This window comes from Acinetobacter sp. CWB-B33 (assembly GCF_039655955.1).
Classification (GTDB): domain Bacteria; phylum Pseudomonadota; class Gammaproteobacteria; order Pseudomonadales; family Moraxellaceae; genus Acinetobacter; species Acinetobacter bouvetii.
The window spans coordinates 105454-121272 of the sequence record NZ_JAGFEU010000001.1 but is presented as its reverse complement, the minus strand read 5'-3'; the positions used below and the strand labels follow the sequence as shown (position 1 = coordinate 121272).

The window sequence follows — 15819 nt, the reverse complement described above, 5'->3', positions numbered from 1 at the left end:
ATCATTGGGGACTGTTTATGGACTTTAACGGCTTGCTCGACTACATGGTCGAGAAGAAAGCATCTGACTTATTTATCACCGCTGATGTAGAGCCCTCAATTAAAATCAACGGCACCATTATGCCGATTGGCTCTACCAAGCTGCCAGGCGCAACAGTCGGCCAGCTGCTCAACTCCATCATGTCAGACAAGCAGCGCAAGGAGTTTGCGGATACACGCGAATGCAACTTTGCCATCAGCAACAAAGACAAATCCTCCCGTTTCCGTGTCAGCGCATTCCAGCAGCGTGACCAGCCCGGCATGGTGCTGCGCCGTATTGAAACGGTCATTCCGACCATGGATGAATTGAAACTGCCGCCAATTTTAAAAGAATTGGCCATGACCAAACGCGGCATTATCATTTTTGTTGGCGCAACCGGTACAGGTAAATCCACGTCACTGGCTTCAATCATTGGCTTCCGCAATGAAAATTCACATGGCCATATCATTACTATTGAAGATCCAATTGAATTTATTCATGAGCATAAAGGCTGCATTATTACGCAGCGTGAAGTCGGCATTGATACAGATTCATTTGAAATCGCGCTGAAAAACACCCTACGCCAGGCGCCGGATGTGATTCTGATTGGCGAGATCCGTTCCCGTGAAACCATGGATTACGCAATTGCCTTTGCCGAGACCGGCCACTTGGTTTTTGCCACGCTGCATGCCAACAATGCCAACCAAGCGATTGACCGGATTATTCACTTCTTTGAAGCCGACCGCCATGGCCAATTATTCATGGATTTATCGCTGAACTTGAAAGCGATGGTGGCGCAGCAGCTGATTCCAACCATTGACGGCAGCTCACGCCGCGCAGCCATTGAAATCCTCATCAACTCCCCGCTGATTTCAGACCTGATCCGCAAGGGTGAAGTGCACGAAATTAAAGATTTGATGAAACGTTCGCGTGAATTGGGAATGCAAACCTTTGACCAAGCGTTGTTTGACTTGTATAAAGCCAAGCAAATTACCTACAAAGATGCGCTCAAACATGCAGACTCACCCAACGACTTGCGTCTGCAAATCAAACTGTCTGAAGAAGGCGGTGACCGCCTGCTGCATGCCAGCTCAAATATTACGTTTGATGGTCAGTCCTAAAAATTGGCCGAAAAAAAACAGGCTTCTGATGAAGCCTGTTTTTTTATTGCTCAGCGCTGAATTTTCGCTATAAGACTATTTCTTGCGGTAAGCGTCACGGCACTCTGGCGCATCGCAGTAACCGTAAAGATTCAATGAGTGGCCAGTCAATTCAAAACCGAATTTTTTCGCCACTTCATGCTGCTCATGTTCAATTACATCATTGGTGAATTCCACAACTTTGTTACAGTTCTGGCACACGATATGATCGTGGTGATCTTCCTGCATAATCTCAAAAACAGAATGATTGTTTTCAAAATGATGGCGCTGAATAATGCCTGCCGCTTCAAATTGCGTTAACACACGGTAAACAGTTGCTAAACCAACATCTTCACCCTGTTCAAGTAAAGTCTTATAAATATCTTCCGCGCTTAAGTGATGTTGTCTTGAATTTTCTAATAATTCCAATATTTTAATTCGTGGAAGCGTAACTTTAAGTCCAGCTTTGCGTAAATCTTGGTTTGATATCGGCATGAAAAAAGGTCTCTCAACAAAATTAAAGTTGGAATATGCAACAAACTTTAGATGCAGTATGATCTATCCTTGGATCAAATGCATCATAATTAATTTGGGATAGTGTAGCAAAATGCAAAAACTCATGCTGACGTTATTCGTCACTTCATTGCTCGTAGGCTGTTCAACCTTGGGCGTTTATAAAGTTGATATTCCACAAGGAACGCCTTTAACACAAGCGCAAGCAGCTAAAATCCAGCCTGGCATGAGCTTCCAGCAAGTCCGCTTTTTACTTGGCAGCCCAACGGTTACAGATCCAATGAATCCTTTACGCTGGGACTACATTTACAACTATACCCCAGGCACTTATGCAAAAAAAGCAAAGATCGCAGCAGCGCAAGGGCAGCATTTAAAAATTTACTTTAACCAGCAAGGCATTGTAGAAAAAGTTGAAGGCTTGGAAACTATTCCTGCAACTCAGCCGGGCCTGCCGGGTTCTAAAGAAGCGATTCTAAATGCGCCTCCACTATAGTCAGTTTAAGATAAAAAGAAACCCCTCATTGAGGGGTTTTTCTTATTGCTTCAATTGTTTAAAGCGATTTCCCTGACTAAAGCGCCCTACCGGATGATTAATTGCCCGATTGCGGCGGATATCTTTCGGATTAATGGTTAAGGCGCGGTAAATTTCAACACGGTCGCCAGCTGTCAAAAGCTGATGATGATTTTGCAAATGCGCGCCGAAAATTCCCAGCCGCAGCGTTTCAGGCAAATCTACAAGATCGGCGATTCCGCTTTGTTCAATCGCATCTAAAGCCGTCATGCCATCTTTAAAAGGAACAGCAAGATGAAACTGCCGATCCGCAGCTGCAAATGCCACCCAAACCTGCGCTTGCGCCGTCATCAGAAGAACTTTCCTATCACAGCAATCATCGCAGCGATAATGGCCAGAGGAAGCACGATACGCACCGCAATGCGCCAAATGTTGTAAAGCGCTTCATTGCTGAAATTCATCGCTTTACGCAAATGACTGATTTTCATAATCCATCCCGCAAATACTGCATAAATCAAGCAAATCACTAAGCCCCACAGCATCAAGACCAGATTGAAAACAGCCGTGACTTGTGGAACAGCCCACACAAATACAGCCGCCAGTAAAATCAGCCATTGCACAGGCAGTTGCAATTGGCGCTGCTGCAGCTGCTCACGCGCCATATTTAAAATCAAGCCGGCAGCCATTACTGTTGCAAATGTTAAAATATAAGCTGGAATAACCGAAGCTACGGCAAAGAAGCCGAACGCCACAACGGCCAGCAGCTGTGCAATCCAAATCGGCAAGGCGGATTTCGTTGCAGAATCCTGCGTTTGAACGGCTGACAAACTGCTTTGCCAATACAGGCCTAAACCCAAGCCGCTTGCCACCAAAGCCAGTACAGATGCGCTGCCCCACTCGCTGAACTCCACGGGTGTGACCTGCCACGCAGGCAGTGCTGTGCCGAAGACATTCGCCAAAACCAAAGCGGCCAATACACCCGCAGCAGTCAAAAGCACCGTAAATTGACGCGGAATAAAAGAAGCAGCGACAGCGGCAACTGCCAATGCCGCAAACAAAATATTAGGCGCGGCACTGAACCCTGCGGAAACATTTAATATCTGAGCGGAATTCGACAGCATTCCCCCTGCCAGAAATGGAATAAATACTGCACCGAACCAGCCTGCTAAACGCCACTTTTGAGATGCGTCCGCATCGCGTGTCAAATTGGATAAGGCCTGTAATGCGGTTGTTTTAGAGCGTTTGGCTAATGCAATCTCTAAATAGCAGACTGGCAATGCCAGAATCAGCATTGCAGTGAGCCAGAGCATCCAAAAATCCAGCTGGCGGTCAATTTGAATGCCGGTCATCGGCGCCAAAGTGGCGATAACAATAAACGACAAACAAAATGCCATCAGAGGCGATAACCATTTTGACATAGCATGATCCTGCATGACGCATTCCTTTATAAAATCTAGCGCTATTTTGCCCTGCTCAAGGCTGAAAATCAAAAACAAAAAGCAAATCACCATAACAGTGATTTGCTGCGCCAAGTTATATTCACATTTTAATTCTAATTATTAACTCTTATTTTAATTTTATGAGAAGAACCGGGCGAACCAGTTTTTACCTTTTTTCTTCTCTTTTTCTTTAATAATGCCCATCATATTTTCTTTTACTGCGCCGACATAATCTGCATCATCATGCTGAATATGATTAATCAGCCATTTTGACAGCACTTCATGCAGTTCAGATTCAATTGAATGGCCCAGCTCGAAACGGTCGCGGTATGATTCAATTTTTTTAATAAATAAATCATGCACGCGCTTATGCGGTACACGGTATTTATAGCCTGCCTCTTCTTGAAGAGACTCTTCAAAAGTAAAATGTGATTGCGTGTAATCAATAATATTTTCAAGAATTTGCTTTACTCGTTCACGATCAACATGGGCATCAACACCATCAATTTCATTGATGTAGTCCAAAATACGTTTGTGCTGATCGTCAATCACATCGATGCCGGTATTATATTCTGGAACCCATTTCATTTTCATTCCGACCACCTGTGTAACAATTTAAAAGATAAATCACATTAAAATTAATGATATAGCTAAATTGAAAAAATAAAAATGAAGTGAAATACTCGGGTTTATGCAATATTGATTCTGTTTTTTATACCTTATTGTTTTACAAGCTATTTATTAAAATACCCGACCATAAAGCTAAGATATTTTTTAATCAATTCAAATATTTATAATTTAACCAGACTATACATTAATACCGTTAAGCTTTTGCGGTTTCAGCCAATGCGGGCAGCAAACCCGCAATACAGTCCAGTTGAATTAATATTGGTCTGCTTTCGTCACCCGCTTCAGAGACGGCTCTAAACGCTCTCGCTCCAAACGCTCAATATGCGTTTTGCCGTGGCGAATTGGCCGGCCATGCTGAAACAAAATCAGCTCACCGGGTTCAAAAGCCGTCCACACTTCATTCTGCGTTAACGGCTCAGTGGTAATGACTGCTACGCAGTCTTCGGGCGTTGTCACTTCACTGAAATCCACCTCAACATCCAGATCAATCAGCTGCGCAGGCTTGAATGGATATTCGCGCACCAGCCAGTGCAATTTGGTAATGGCGTAAGCGAACAGCGCCTGTCCATTGGATAGGCAGAAATTAAAGGTGCCATGTTCGGCGATTTGAGGCGAAACTTCCAACAGCACATCAAAAACCTGATCCAAGGAAGGTTCGGTATAGCCAAAGCGTTTCACCAGCTGTTCCAGCAGATAGCAGAATGCCCGCTCACTGTCGGTATTGCCGACTGGCGTAAAACGCCCTGCCAGTTCGGGATGGAAATCATGCAAGTCGCCATTATGGGCAAAAATCCACTGCCGCCCCCACAGCTCACGGCTGAATGGATGAGCGTTTTCAAGATTGATTTTGCCTTGAGTCGCTTTGCGGATGTGCGCAATCACATTGCGTGATTTAATGGGATAATTGCGGATCAGCTCTGCAATAGGTGATTCGACAGCGGATTGATTGTCTGCGAACAAACGGCACGCTTTATCTTCAAAAAATGCGATGCCAAAGCCGTCACAATGGTCAGAGGTAATCCCCGCGCGCTGAGAAAAGCCGCGGAATGAGAAGGTAATATCCGTCGGTGTCGCACAATTCATCCCTAACAGCTGGCACATAAGTCTTCATCATCTGTTTAATCAACCACAGTGCTATTTTGCATGAGTCCTTATGCCATTTCAAACGGGAAAATCAGCGTTCTTTATGAGTTTTTATGATTTAGCAAGGGCTTCATGATCATTTTTTTTTGCAAAATAAAATCTTTGGCCAGCCGCGCCGCATCCAGATAGACAAAATAATCCAAGCAGTTAAACGCTTCATCATGATATGCCTGCGCGGACAGCTGAGCATTCATTTTTAAATACACATCAAACAGCTTAGGCATCCGCTCATCCTGCTGAAAGCCGCATTGCGGATACGGTGGGTCAAAGGCCCGCTGCGGCTGAATAGCGCAGCTGGACGCCAGGGGCAGATTCTTCATATGCTGATGGGTGTGATAGGCCCGCGCTTCATTACCCCGCAGGCGGATGCTGACGCAGCCGATAATATGCTTGGCGCGCATTTCGCATAAGACTTTCGGCATCAAATGCAGCCAAAGCGCTGATAACGCTTTACCCGAACGGTAGCGCGGATGCACGCAGGTGCGGCCAATTTCAACAATATTGCTGAAGCGCCCAAATTCATCGGCTATTTTAAATTCCTGCTGACTGTAGCTCTGAGCAAGTTCATGGCCTTGAAATAATTTTAAGCGCGTATAGGCAATAATTTCATTGCTCCATGTATCCCGCAGAACTGCATGTTCGCAGCCAAAATCATAGAAGTCCTGATCCAAGCCGGATTCAAACTTTATGCCGAATTGCTGCGAAAACTGCGCTGCCCGAAAGCGCTGCGCTTCCTGCAGGCTCTGCAAATTTTCGATCCATTCAAATTTATAGGATCCGCTTTGCGCGGATTTCTGTTCTAAGGGAAATATAAAGTTTTGACGATATTGATTTTTTAATTTATCCAACATCATAAACAGCTCAAATATTTTTTTCTACACTAGGCAATCCCGATGACATTTTCATGACGCACAGCCAATCTGCAGACAATAAAAATGCCAGTCAATATCTGTATTGACTGGCATTCATATTTTAAGACGGCTTTCTATTTTACCGAAATTTTGCAGAATCTAAATTCGGTAAACAGCCGTCATTCAATCAAGCTTTTTTCACATTGCTGCGGTTGGTAATGAGTGTGCCGACGCCATGATCGGTAAAGATCTCCAGCAGCGTTGCATGCGGTACACGGCCATCGACAATATGCGCGCTGACGACCCCGCCTTTTACCGCATCCAATGCACAGCCGACTTTCGGAATCATGCCGCCGTAAATCACACCGGTTTCAATCAGGCGATCCACTTCCTGCGTGCTTAAACCTGTCAGCAAGTTTTTGTTTTCATCCAATACGCCGCTGATATTGGTCAGCAGAATCAGTTTTTCAGCGCCCAGCGCTTCAGCAACTTTGCCTGCAACCAAATCTGCATTGATGTTGTAGGTATTGCCTTCTTCATCTACCCCCAAAGGCGCAATCACTGGAATAAAATCACTTTGCGTAAACATTTCCAGCACATCTGTTTTTACGCCAACCACTTCACCGACCAGGCCCAGATCAATTTCAGTCACTGAACCGTCTTCTGCTGTCTTCTGCATCAGCAGCTTTTGCGCGCGAAGCAAATTGCCGTCTTTACCCGTCAAGCCTATCGCGCGGCCGCCATGCTGGTTAATCAGGTTCACAATCGATTTGTTCACGCTGCCGCCCAACACCATTTCGACCACTTCCATGGTTGCAGGATCGGTGACACGCATGCCGTCAATACGGTCAGATTCGCGGCCCAGCTGCTTCAAGAAGGAATCCACTTGAGGGCCACCGCCATGCACTACGATCGGGTTGATGCCCACCGTTTTAAGTAAAACGATATCACGCGCAAATGAACTTTCCAGCTCAGGATCGGTCATGGCATTGCCGCCGTACTTTACAACCAGCGTCTTGCCCGAAAATCTTTGAATGTACGGCAAAGCTTCTGTCAAAATTTGCGCTTTGTCGATGCCAGTATGCTGATGCGGCATTCGCCTCTCCTTATTGAGCATCTAAGATGTCTTGAGCAATATGCGGATACTGCTCTGACAACATGGAACTGAACAAGGTCCGTATTTCATCTAATCGCGCGGCATTATCTGCATCAAAGCGCACCGTGAAATACTCGCCTGTATTCGATGCTCGAATGATGCCAAATCCATCATCAAAATCAAGACGTATGCCATCAATTTTACTGATTTCTGCATCAATATACTGAGATTGCTGCTCTACCGCATTTAAAACGGTTTGAGGGATGGCCTGATAGGTGCTGATATACAAATCCTCGGTGCCGTTTCTTTCCGGGTACGGCGCCAGCGCCTGTGACAGGCTTAGGCCTTTGCGCTGAATGTATTCAAGCACCCGCAGCGCCGCATATAAGCCATCATCATAGCCGCCGCCGCGGCCATCATTAAACACATAATGCCCCGCATACTCACCGCCAAAAATAGCTTTTCCTTTTGATTTAGCTAAATATTTTCGCAGAAAGGAACTGCCTGTGCGGATCATGACAGGCCAGCCGCCTAAAGCCTGTATTGTATTTCGGACCATGGTTGAACACTTTACGTCATAGACAATTTCACAATCAGGATGATCTGACAGGCACATTTCTGCAAACAGGCACAGCAGTCGGTCTGCAGAAATAATTTTGCCATGCTCATCAATCAAGACCAGGCGGTCGCCGTCGCCATCTAAAGCAATGCCAATCTCAGCATTTTGATCCAGCACGGCTTGGCGGATTTTTTTCAAATGAACTTCTTGCGATGGATCCGGCGCATGGTCTGGAAAATTGCCATCCGCTTCACAGCGTATTGCAGCAACATCACAGCCTAACTTCTTCAGCACCAGCGCGGCGCAGCGCCCAGCCGAACCATTCAAGCCATCCAGCACAACTTTGACAGGATGCTTTAATTGAATATCCGAAAGCAGTGAATGCTGATACTGCAGGCAAAACTCCGGAAAAACCCGCTGCTCCGCCAAGACGGTGTGCGCTGCTGCTTTAGGGACAAAATATTTTTTAGAATCCTGCCCGGCTTGCTGAATCATTTCAGGACAAGGCGGTTCGCCTTGAATAATCCACTTGATGCCATTATCTGTTTTGGGATTATGGCTGGCTGTCACCATAATGCCGTTGCCGCCATACTGGCCAGCAATGTAATACAGCATAGGGCTGGAGCAGCAGCCGATCATCACGGTCTGCAATTGATGCTGCTGGCATATTTCCTGAATAATTTGCGCATAGCCTGGACTGGTTAAACGCGCATCATAACCGATCACCAGCTGTGATTGACCTGCACGAATATACTGCTGCGCCAAACCGTGCGCGACTGCCTGCACCATTTCCGCATTCAGCAATGATACTTTTCCGCGGATATCATAAGCACGGAAAATCTGTATCGGGAAATTATTATACAATGACCCCATAATGCATTCTTCTAATCATCAAGGTTGCTAAAACCGATTCATAATTTCAAACAAATCGCAGTGTAAATAAGTTAATTAAGCCCTATTTTAATTAAATTATATTTGCCTCGCCAAGGCGTATCTTTTTTATATGATTGCTGTTTTAGAATCAATTAAAAAAAATCAGCCTGAATAATACAGCATATTCATCATCAGAAGAAATGTTAGCGTTTATACGCCCATCTATTTATTTTAAATTTCTTAAATTTATCAAGACAATGTTTTCAATCTTTTAATGTATTATGCTTATTTTTAAAGTGACACTTCATGGTCAAATTCACATTAAAAAACAATATATTGCCAAATACATATTCAACAAAAAAAACAGCATTTCTCACTTAACTTACAATCCAGCTGCTGATTGGCTCATTTAAAATCACTTTACATTTCTGTACAAAAATACAATGAATTAAATTTTTTAAATACAAGATGATTCATCATTTTAAACGGCTTAAATCACTGTTTATATATTATTTATTTCATGCAAATATCTATTTATAACGCAACAAAAAACGGATTGTCATTGAATACAGCAATCCGTTTTTGTTTTACGCTAAGTGTTTAAACTTAGCGTCACTGATGCTCAATTTTTGCCAGTATGGCCGAAACCGCCTGCACCGCGCTCAGTTGCTGCAAATTCACTGACCACATCAAACTCAGCTTGAACAACAGGCACCAGCACATATTGCGCAAGGCGTTCACCCGGCTCTAGGCTGAATGCGGCCTGACTGCGGTTCCAGACTGAAACCATCAGCTCACCTTGATAATCAGAGTCAATCAGGCCCACTAAATTGCCCAATACAATACCGTGCTTATGGCCTAAGCCTGAACGCGGCAAAATCAGCCCAGCAAAGTTCACATCTTCAATGTAAATCGCCAAGCCTGTTTTCACCAATACGGTTTGCCCCGGCTCAATCACGGTGGTCTGCTCAACGCAAGCGCGCAAATCTAAGCCTGCTGAACCTGCAGTTGCATACGTTGGCATCGGCCATTCTGTGCCTAAACGTGCGTCGAGTACTTTTACCTGAACTTTCATCGGTTCATTCCTGTTTATAAAATTAATGGAGATTAACGCTTAATCAGCGCACGTAAATTGTCTAAGTAATGCTGCGCCTGCTGTTTCGGATCTACATTGCCGGCCAGCTTTTTCTTGCGGCCCAGCCATTCCAGCTCATCTTCAGGCAATTCATCCAAGAAACGGCTTGGCGTCTGCTGCTTCATCTGTCCGCCCGCCTTGCGCTGTTCCGCCAAAGTAATGGTCAGGCCTTGGCGCGCCCGTGTGATCCCCACATACATCAAGCGGCGCTCTTCCTCGACAGTATCGGCGGCAATTGAGTTTTTATGCGGCAGCAGCTCTTCTTCCAGGCCAATCAGATAGACATATGGAAACTCCAAGCCTTTAGAAGCATGCAGCGTCAGCAGATTCACTTTGTCGGTATCTTCCTCTTCCTGCTGCTGCTCCAGCATATCCAGCAGCACCATTTTGCGGATGACGCTTTCAATGTTCTTTTCATCCACATCTTCAGCACGGTTAATCAAGCTTTGAATACTGCTGTACAGCACTTCAATGTTGTCCAGCTTAGTTTTTTCCTGCGCAGGCGTGGCGGCCGTTTCTTTGACATAATCGATATAGCCGGCTTCCAGCATCATTTGACGGATAATCGGAACCGGTTCGTCATCCTCCACCAAGTTGCGGGTAAAGCGGTCGATAAAGTCTGCAAACTCGGCCAGTTGCGTTGTGGCTTTTTTCGGAATGGCCATGGTCAGGCGCTGATCGCCAGCTGCAGCCAGCAGAGAAAGCCGCTGCTCCTGAGCAAACAAGCCCAGTTTTTCCAGCGTTACAGGGCCAATTGCGCGCTTTGGCGTGTTGATAATGCGCAAGAAGGCGCTGTCATCTTCCGGATTAATGATTAAGCGCAAATAGCTCATCATGTCTTTGATTTCTGAGCGCGCGAAGAATGACTGGCCGCCGGACAGCTTATAGGGAATCTGCATTTGACGCAGCTGGGTTTCCAGTACGCGGGCCTGAAAATTGCCGCGGTATAAAATCGCGTAGTCTTTCCAGTTTTTGCCGTTCATCAGTTTATGCGTAATTAAATCCTTAACCACACGTTCCGCTTCATCATCATCATTGCGGCACGTGATCACCCGGATCACCTCACCATGGCCTTTATCTGACCAGAGTTTCTTGTCAAAAATATGCGGATTATTGCCAATCACGGTATTGGCGGCTTTTAAAATACGGCTGGTCGAACGGTAGTTCTGTTCCAGCTTAATGACTTTTAAATTGCGGAAATCTTCATTCAGCAGCGCCATATTTTCAGGCTTAGCGCCGCGCCAGGCGTAAATTGACTGATCATCATCGCCCACTGCAGTAAACTGCCCCATCACCCCAACCAGCAACTTCACCAGCATATACTGCGCCGTATTGGTATCTTGATATTCATCGACCAGTAGGTAACGCGTGCGGTTTTGCCAGCGGTCGCGCACTTCAGCATTTTGCTGCAGCAGCAGGGTCGGCATCACAATCAGGTCATCAAAGTCGACGGCATTGTAGGCGCGCAAGTTGCGCTCATACAGCTGGTACAGATGCGCCATCTGCACATCTTCTGCCGTTTCACAGGTGGTATGCGCCTGCTCTGGCGGAATCAGGTCATTTTTCCAATCCGAAATCATCTTCATGGCTTTGGCGATCAGTTCTTTGCTTTCCGCACCCGATAAGTTATCGCGGTGCATCAGATCCATCAGAATGCGTTTGCAGTCATCGGCATCTAAAATTGAAAAGTTGGCTTTCAGCGGCGTATTTTTGAGTTCTAAGCGCAGCAGATTCAAGCCGAAAGTATGGAAAGTAGAGACTGAAAGGCCTTTGGCCTCTTCACGCGACAGCAGCTTCGTCACCCGCTCTTTCATTTCGCGCGCGGCTTTATTGGTAAACGTCATTGCCGTAATGCGGTGCGCCGGTATGCCGCAATTTTTGACCAAATGGGCAATTTTACGGGTAATTACCGATGTCTTGCCCGAACCTGCGCCAGCAAGCACTAACAAGGGCCCTTGAGTATATTTCATGGCTTCAAGCTGCTTGTCGTTTAACTGGCTGCCGAGTGACATAGTGTTTCCTTTTCCTGATTCGGAGTCGATTATAGTCATCTCTGCACAACTTTCATAATCTAAAAGTCGATTTTCCGTTCATAAAAAAAACCACCCGAAGGTGGTTTCTCTCACTCAATAAAAATTATTGAATGGCATAGATGCTGATTTCAACACGGCGGTTTTGTTCACGGCCTGCTGGCGTTGAATTTGACGCGATTGGGTTTGCAGAACCTTGGCCTTGCGCATTAATGCGTGTAGTAGAAACACCCTGAGCCGCTAAATAGCTTGCAACAGATTGTGCACGCGCTTGCGACAATGGAATGTTAATTGAGTCGTTACCAGTGTTATCGGTATAACCCGTAACAAGAATACCGCTCTTGTTGTCTTCAGCCAAAGTTTGCGCCACTTTATTCAAAGTTGCATAAAAGTTTGGTTTGATGTTTGATTTGTTGGTATCAAACGTAATGCTGCCCGGCATAATCAAGCCCACAGAACCATCTGGATTACGGTTAACTTCTACGCCAGTACCCGCCATTTGCTGACGAAGTTTTTTCTCTTTATTGTCGAGGTATACGCCTGTAGCGCCGCCCAGCACTGCGCCGATAGCGGCAGCACGGTTATTTTGCGCGCTCGAGTTTGCATTGCCACGAGACAAGCCATAACCGGCAGCTGCGCCTACAAGTGCGCCAATCGCAGACTTGTCATATTCCATGCCGCCAATATTATTACCTGTTGATTGACAGCCAGATAGAACTAATGCCCCTACTACCGCTGACGAAATTACCAGTGCACGCATCGCATGCCTCCTTCGTTGTGTTTGTTGTATGAATGAAATGATGAATGAAAACAAATGGCTGAACCATTGAATTTTTGTTAATAATAAGCTCTTTATTTACATTTTGTAATGATTGATTGCGAGAAAACGGTTAACTTCGTCACAATTTCTTCATAGTTAGAATACAAGACTTTTCTATTTTCAAATCTGCAGCTATATTTGTGAGATTCGGCAAATTATAAATGATTTGATCCTAGGAAATTTTTATGCCATCTCAAAGCAATAAGCAACCAGCCTTAAAAAAAATCACACGCGGGCTTACAGTCGGTTCAGTTATTACCGGCAGCACTTTTTTTCACGGCCCACCCGTTTTAGCCTTGGGATTGACCAAGCTTTTTAAGAAATCCAGCAAGGTGGATGAAACCAATATTAAAATTACCAACAGCTGGCTGGCAGTCAATAACTGGCTGATTGATAAAGTTTTACCCAATACACAATGGGACATTACCGTTGATGAACAGCTGGATTTGAATATGCAGGGCCGTTATTTGATGACCTGCAATCATCAAAGCTGGGTTGATACTACTGTGAACCAGTATTTTGGCCTGACCCGCATGCCCTTGACCCGCTTCTTTACAAAATGGGAACTTATTTTTATCCCCTTTGTCGGCCAAGCCTTTAAAATTCTCGGCTTTCCAATGATGAAGCGCCACTCCAAAGAGCAAATTGCGAAAAATCCGGAACTGAAATACCGCGATATGGATGAAGCCCGCAAGTCTTGTGAACAGCTGCTCAGCCAGCCATTCACCTTACTGAACTATTTGGAAGGCACGCGTTTTACGCCTGAGAAGCAGGCGAAGCAGCAATCGCCGTATCAGCATTTGCTGAAGCCCAAAGCCGGCGGCTTAGCGCTGGCGCTGAGTATTTTAGGCGATAAAATTGATGCTTTGGTTGATATGACCATTGTCTACCCTGACGGCGCGCCAGGCTATGGCGAGTTTTGGCTGGGTGAAGTGCCGCGCATCGCCGTCAATTTGCGTAAAATTGAGGTTCCGGCATGGGTGCTTGAAGGCAATTATGATGAAGATGCGGCATTCCGTGAAAAATTTCAAATCTGGGTTGACGGGCTGTGGGCTGAAAAAGATCAGCTGATTGGAAAAATGAAAGCGCAATACGCAGCGCTTGAGCAATAAGCCCTAAAAACAAGGAATAAGTGAACGGACATGCCGCAAACTGAAAGTGTTAAAAAGTCTAAATATCATCATCTTGACCCGGGCAGCTTACCCTTCAAGCTGTTCTTGGCCTATGATATTTTTATGGTGTTTATCATCATTTTTAACCTCTTCTGCCTGGGCATGAACTTCTTCCTCATGAGCAACATCGGCGGATGGTTCTTCAACAGCATCCACCTGAGCAGCGTGCTGGAATTTTACCGTGAGCACCTGCATCCTTGGGTTATTACCACTGAAGCCTGGTTCATCATTTTTCTGATTGCAGAGCTGCTCATCCGCTGGGGCATTGCAATTGTTCAAAAACATCATCAGCGCTGGTTCTTTTTTCCCTTTATTCACCTGTATGAAATACTGGCCATTATTCCGTATCTGCGTTTTTTAAGGCTGTTCCGCGCTGGCATTATCGCTTACCGCTTATATGAAATGGGCTATCAGATTTTTCCTAAATCCTGGCAGAACAAAGCCCTGTTTTATTACCGGGTGGTGATGGAAGAACTGTCTGACCGCGTGGTCATTACCGTTTTGGATGGGCTCAAGCACGAGCTGAATACCAGCACCACGCATAAAGACTTGATCAGCAACGTGATCCAGCATCACCGTGAGCTTTTTTCTCAAGTACTTGCCGATATGCTGCAAGAAAACCTGAGCAGAGAACTCAGAGCAGACCGTGAGCGCATTGCAAAAAATGTCGGACAGATTGTCAGCCAAGCCATTGAAGACACGCCTGAACTGACTCAGCTGCTGCGCCTAATCCCGATTGTCGGCGGGCGCATTGAACAGCAGATTCAGAGTATCGGCCAGCGTCTGGGCGAAAATATCACCCAAGGCCTGATTGACCCGCTGGCTTATCCTGACACCTCTGCTGCGCATCAGCCAAACTTGTACTCGGATATTTCAAACCGAATCAGCCAGATTGAAATTGAAAAAAATGAAAAATTGGATGAACTTGTCCGTTCTGCAGTATTTGAAAGTCTGGATGCGGTCCGCAAACAAGTTAAGGTAAAACAATGGCAGCAAATCCTGCAGGAGCAGGATCAAGCCAAAGAATAAGCAGCAGTGCAAAATATTTGATTTTCGCGCTAGTGAAATGCGTCAATTTGTTCTAGCATTTGCTTTATTTATCACATCGCTTCGGCATAAAACAAACAGCTCAGAAGTACGAAGGAATAATTATGGCTGACATACGGATAAAAGGCAGAATGGTCAATGCGATACGCATTAGCCTCGATACAAATGATCATGATGCGATCCGCCAGCAACTCACCCCTATGCTTCAAAAAGCTTTTCCAGCGGGCACTTTAGCTGTGATTGAAAGCAGTGTAGATCAGGAATTGATAGAACTGATTCAGCTTTTGATCAGCCTGGACTTGCAGCCGATGGCTGTCACAGAAGGCCTGCTTGCCTCTCAGGCGCGCGCCATTCAGTTCCCTGTTATTCCAGCTGACCGCCAGTTGCAGCAGGTGAAAGCCACCAAAGAACAAGTGGTGGAAACCAAGCCTGCCCCTGCTGAAAATAATGCAGCGGCTGAGCAGGCTGAAGAAGCGCCTGCAGTGCGGCACATCAGCTCTTATCACGATGAAATTCTGCGCACCGGCCAATGCCTGGTGCAAAATCATGGCGACATCATCAGTACCGCCGGCATCAACAGCGGCTCTGAAGTGATTGCTTCAGGAAATATACATATTTATGGCAGCGCCCGTGGTAGAGTCATTGCCGGAGCTGGAGGCAATGCCGCTGCACGCATATTCTGCCATTCACTGGAAGCAGAATTAGTATCAATTGCGGGAACTTACTGCGTTGCTGATGACATTCCGCAGCATGTGGCAAAACAGCCTGTACATATTTATTTAAATGATCAGCAAGAGCTAGTATTTGAAGCTTTGCAATTTTAATGTATAAATAAACACCAAA

16 protein-coding genes are annotated in these 15819 nt (G+C 45.6%); 5 read left to right on the top strand and 11 right to left on the bottom strand.

Translation table 11 applies throughout. The features are described 5' to 3' along the window. Positions 1–17: 17 nt before the first annotated feature. Positions 18–1139: a PilT/PilU family type 4a pilus ATPase gene (locus tag JZ784_RS00610; protein WP_346313427.1), complete on the top strand. Its 1122-nt coding sequence runs from the start codon at positions 18–20 to the stop codon at positions 1137–1139. A gap of 75 nt (positions 1140–1214) precedes the next feature. Here the strand turns inward: JZ784_RS00610 and fur are convergent, their stop codons facing one another. Then, positions 1215–1652 (bottom strand): ferric iron uptake transcriptional regulator, encoded by a 438-nt coding sequence (fur, locus tag JZ784_RS00605; RefSeq protein WP_005011743.1) that lies wholly within the window; start codon positions 1650–1652, stop codon positions 1215–1217. A 112-nt stretch (positions 1653–1764) separates the two neighbouring features. Between fur and bamE the strand changes: the two genes are divergently transcribed. Beyond that, positions 1765–2163: an outer membrane protein assembly factor BamE gene (bamE, locus tag JZ784_RS00600; RefSeq protein ID WP_005011745.1), complete on the top strand. Its 399-nt coding sequence runs from the start codon at positions 1765–1767 to the stop codon at positions 2161–2163. A gap of 42 nt (positions 2164–2205) precedes the next feature. Here the strand turns inward: bamE and JZ784_RS00595 are convergent, their stop codons facing one another. The 10 genes from JZ784_RS00595 to JZ784_RS00550 form a co-directional block, all read right to left on the bottom strand. After that, positions 2206–2532 (bottom strand): RnfH family protein, encoded by a 327-nt coding sequence (locus JZ784_RS00595; RefSeq protein ID WP_005011748.1) that lies wholly within the window; start codon positions 2530–2532, stop codon positions 2206–2208. Beyond that, complete coding sequence (locus JZ784_RS00590; RefSeq protein WP_005011755.1) at positions 2532–3614, bottom strand: hypothetical protein; 1083 nt, start codon at positions 3612–3614, stop codon at positions 2532–2534. The genes JZ784_RS00595 and JZ784_RS00590 overlap by 1 nt, the downstream gene beginning before the upstream one ends. A 144-nt stretch (positions 3615–3758) precedes the next feature. Continuing rightward, on the bottom strand, positions 3759–4214 hold the full coding sequence (locus JZ784_RS00585) for a bacteriohemerythrin (protein WP_005011758.1): 456 nt from the start codon (positions 4212–4214) through the stop codon (positions 3759–3761). A gap of 288 nt (positions 4215–4502) precedes the next feature. Further along, positions 4503–5351 (bottom strand): class II glutamine amidotransferase, encoded by an 849-nt coding sequence (locus tag JZ784_RS00580; RefSeq protein WP_346313426.1) that lies wholly within the window; start codon positions 5349–5351, stop codon positions 4503–4505. An 83-nt stretch (positions 5352–5434) separates the two neighbouring features. After that, a complete protein-coding gene (locus tag JZ784_RS00575) occupies positions 5435–6244 on the bottom strand; it encodes a GNAT family N-acyltransferase (protein WP_346314232.1) in 810 nt (269 codons plus the stop codon). Positions 6245–6431: 187 nt separating this feature from the next. Beyond that, a complete protein-coding gene (argB, locus tag JZ784_RS00570) occupies positions 6432–7340 on the bottom strand; it encodes an acetylglutamate kinase (protein WP_005011762.1) in 909 nt (302 codons plus the stop codon). Between the two features lie 10 nt (positions 7341–7350). Continuing rightward, the gene (locus JZ784_RS00565) at positions 7351–8772 is read right to left on the bottom strand and encodes a phosphomannomutase/phosphoglucomutase (protein WP_005011764.1); all 1422 of its coding nucleotides are present in this window, start codon (positions 8770–8772) and stop codon (positions 7351–7353) included. A gap of 622 nt (positions 8773–9394) precedes the next feature. Beyond that, a complete protein-coding gene (gene dut, locus JZ784_RS00560; RefSeq protein WP_346313425.1) occupies positions 9395–9847 on the bottom strand; it encodes a dUTP diphosphatase in 453 nt (150 codons plus the stop codon). 32 nt (positions 9848–9879) lie between these two features. Further along, positions 9880–11919, bottom strand: coding sequence for a UvrD-helicase domain-containing protein (locus JZ784_RS00555; RefSeq protein ID WP_346313424.1), 2040 nt, complete (start codon positions 11917–11919; stop codon positions 9880–9882). 124 nt (positions 11920–12043) lie between these two features. Beyond that, on the bottom strand, positions 12044–12697 hold the full coding sequence (locus tag JZ784_RS00550; RefSeq protein ID WP_005011774.1) for an OmpA family protein: 654 nt from the start codon (positions 12695–12697) through the stop codon (positions 12044–12046). 245 nt (positions 12698–12942) lie between these two features. Here JZ784_RS00550 and JZ784_RS00545 point away from each other — a divergent pair, with 245 nt between their 5' ends. The 3 genes from JZ784_RS00545 (at position 12943) to minC (ending at position 15800) form a co-directional block, all read left to right on the top strand. Then, positions 12943–13869, top strand: a complete 927-nt coding sequence (locus JZ784_RS00545; RefSeq protein WP_005011776.1) for an acyltransferase — start codon at positions 12943–12945, stop codon at positions 13867–13869. 30 nt (positions 13870–13899) lie between these two features. Next, positions 13900–14958: a hypothetical protein gene (locus JZ784_RS00540; RefSeq protein ID WP_005011779.1), complete on the top strand. Its 1059-nt coding sequence runs from the start codon at positions 13900–13902 to the stop codon at positions 14956–14958. Positions 14959–15080: 122 nt separating this feature from the next. After that, positions 15081–15800, top strand: a complete 720-nt coding sequence (gene minC, locus JZ784_RS00535; protein ID WP_130147213.1) for a septum site-determining protein MinC — start codon at positions 15081–15083, stop codon at positions 15798–15800. The last annotated feature ends 19 nt before the right edge of the window (positions 15801–15819 follow it).

What these genes read in the sequence shown, in the direction of transcription:
- JZ784_RS00580 (WP_346313426.1), bottom strand. Translation starts at nt 5,351, where the DNA reads ATGTGCCAGCTGTTAGGGATGAATTGTGCGACACCGACGGATATTACC.
- JZ784_RS00585 (WP_005011758.1), bottom strand. Translation starts at nt 4,214, where the DNA reads ATGAAAATGAAATGGGTTCCAGAATATAATACCGGCATCGATGTGATT.
- JZ784_RS00550 (WP_005011774.1), bottom strand. Translation starts at nt 12,697, where the DNA reads ATGCGTGCACTGGTAATTTCGTCAGCGGTAGTAGGGGCATTAGTTCTA.
- JZ784_RS00540 (WP_005011779.1), top strand. Translation starts at nt 13,900, where the DNA reads ATGCCGCAAACTGAAAGTGTTAAAAAGTCTAAATATCATCATCTTGAC.
- bamE (WP_005011745.1), top strand. Translation starts at nt 1,765, where the DNA reads ATGCAAAAACTCATGCTGACGTTATTCGTCACTTCATTGCTCGTAGGC.
- fur (WP_005011743.1), bottom strand. Translation starts at nt 1,652, where the DNA reads ATGCCGATATCAAACCAAGATTTACGCAAAGCTGGACTTAAAGTTACG.
- JZ784_RS00555 (WP_346313424.1), bottom strand. Translation starts at nt 11,919, where the DNA reads ATGTCACTCGGCAGCCAGTTAAACGACAAGCAGCTTGAAGCCATGAAA.
- JZ784_RS00545 (WP_005011776.1), top strand. Translation starts at nt 12,943, where the DNA reads ATGCCATCTCAAAGCAATAAGCAACCAGCCTTAAAAAAAATCACACGC.
- JZ784_RS00610 (WP_346313427.1), top strand. Translation starts at nt 18, where the DNA reads ATGGACTTTAACGGCTTGCTCGACTACATGGTCGAGAAGAAAGCATCT.
- JZ784_RS00590 (WP_005011755.1), bottom strand. Translation starts at nt 3,614, where the DNA reads ATGCAGGATCATGCTATGTCAAAATGGTTATCGCCTCTGATGGCATTT.
- JZ784_RS00595 (WP_005011748.1), bottom strand. Translation starts at nt 2,532, where the DNA reads ATGACGGCGCAAGCGCAGGTTTGGGTGGCATTTGCAGCTGCGGATCGG.
- JZ784_RS00565 (WP_005011764.1), bottom strand. Translation starts at nt 8,772, where the DNA reads ATGGGGTCATTGTATAATAATTTCCCGATACAGATTTTCCGTGCTTAT.
- argB (WP_005011762.1), bottom strand. Translation starts at nt 7,340, where the DNA reads ATGCCGCATCAGCATACTGGCATCGACAAAGCGCAAATTTTGACAGAA.
- JZ784_RS00575 (WP_346314232.1), bottom strand. Translation starts at nt 6,244, where the DNA reads ATGTTGGATAAATTAAAAAATCAATATCGTCAAAACTTTATATTTCCC.
- minC (WP_130147213.1), top strand. Translation starts at nt 15,081, where the DNA reads ATGGCTGACATACGGATAAAAGGCAGAATGGTCAATGCGATACGCATT.
- dut (WP_346313425.1), bottom strand. Translation starts at nt 9,847, where the DNA reads ATGAAAGTTCAGGTAAAAGTACTCGACGCACGTTTAGGCACAGAATGG.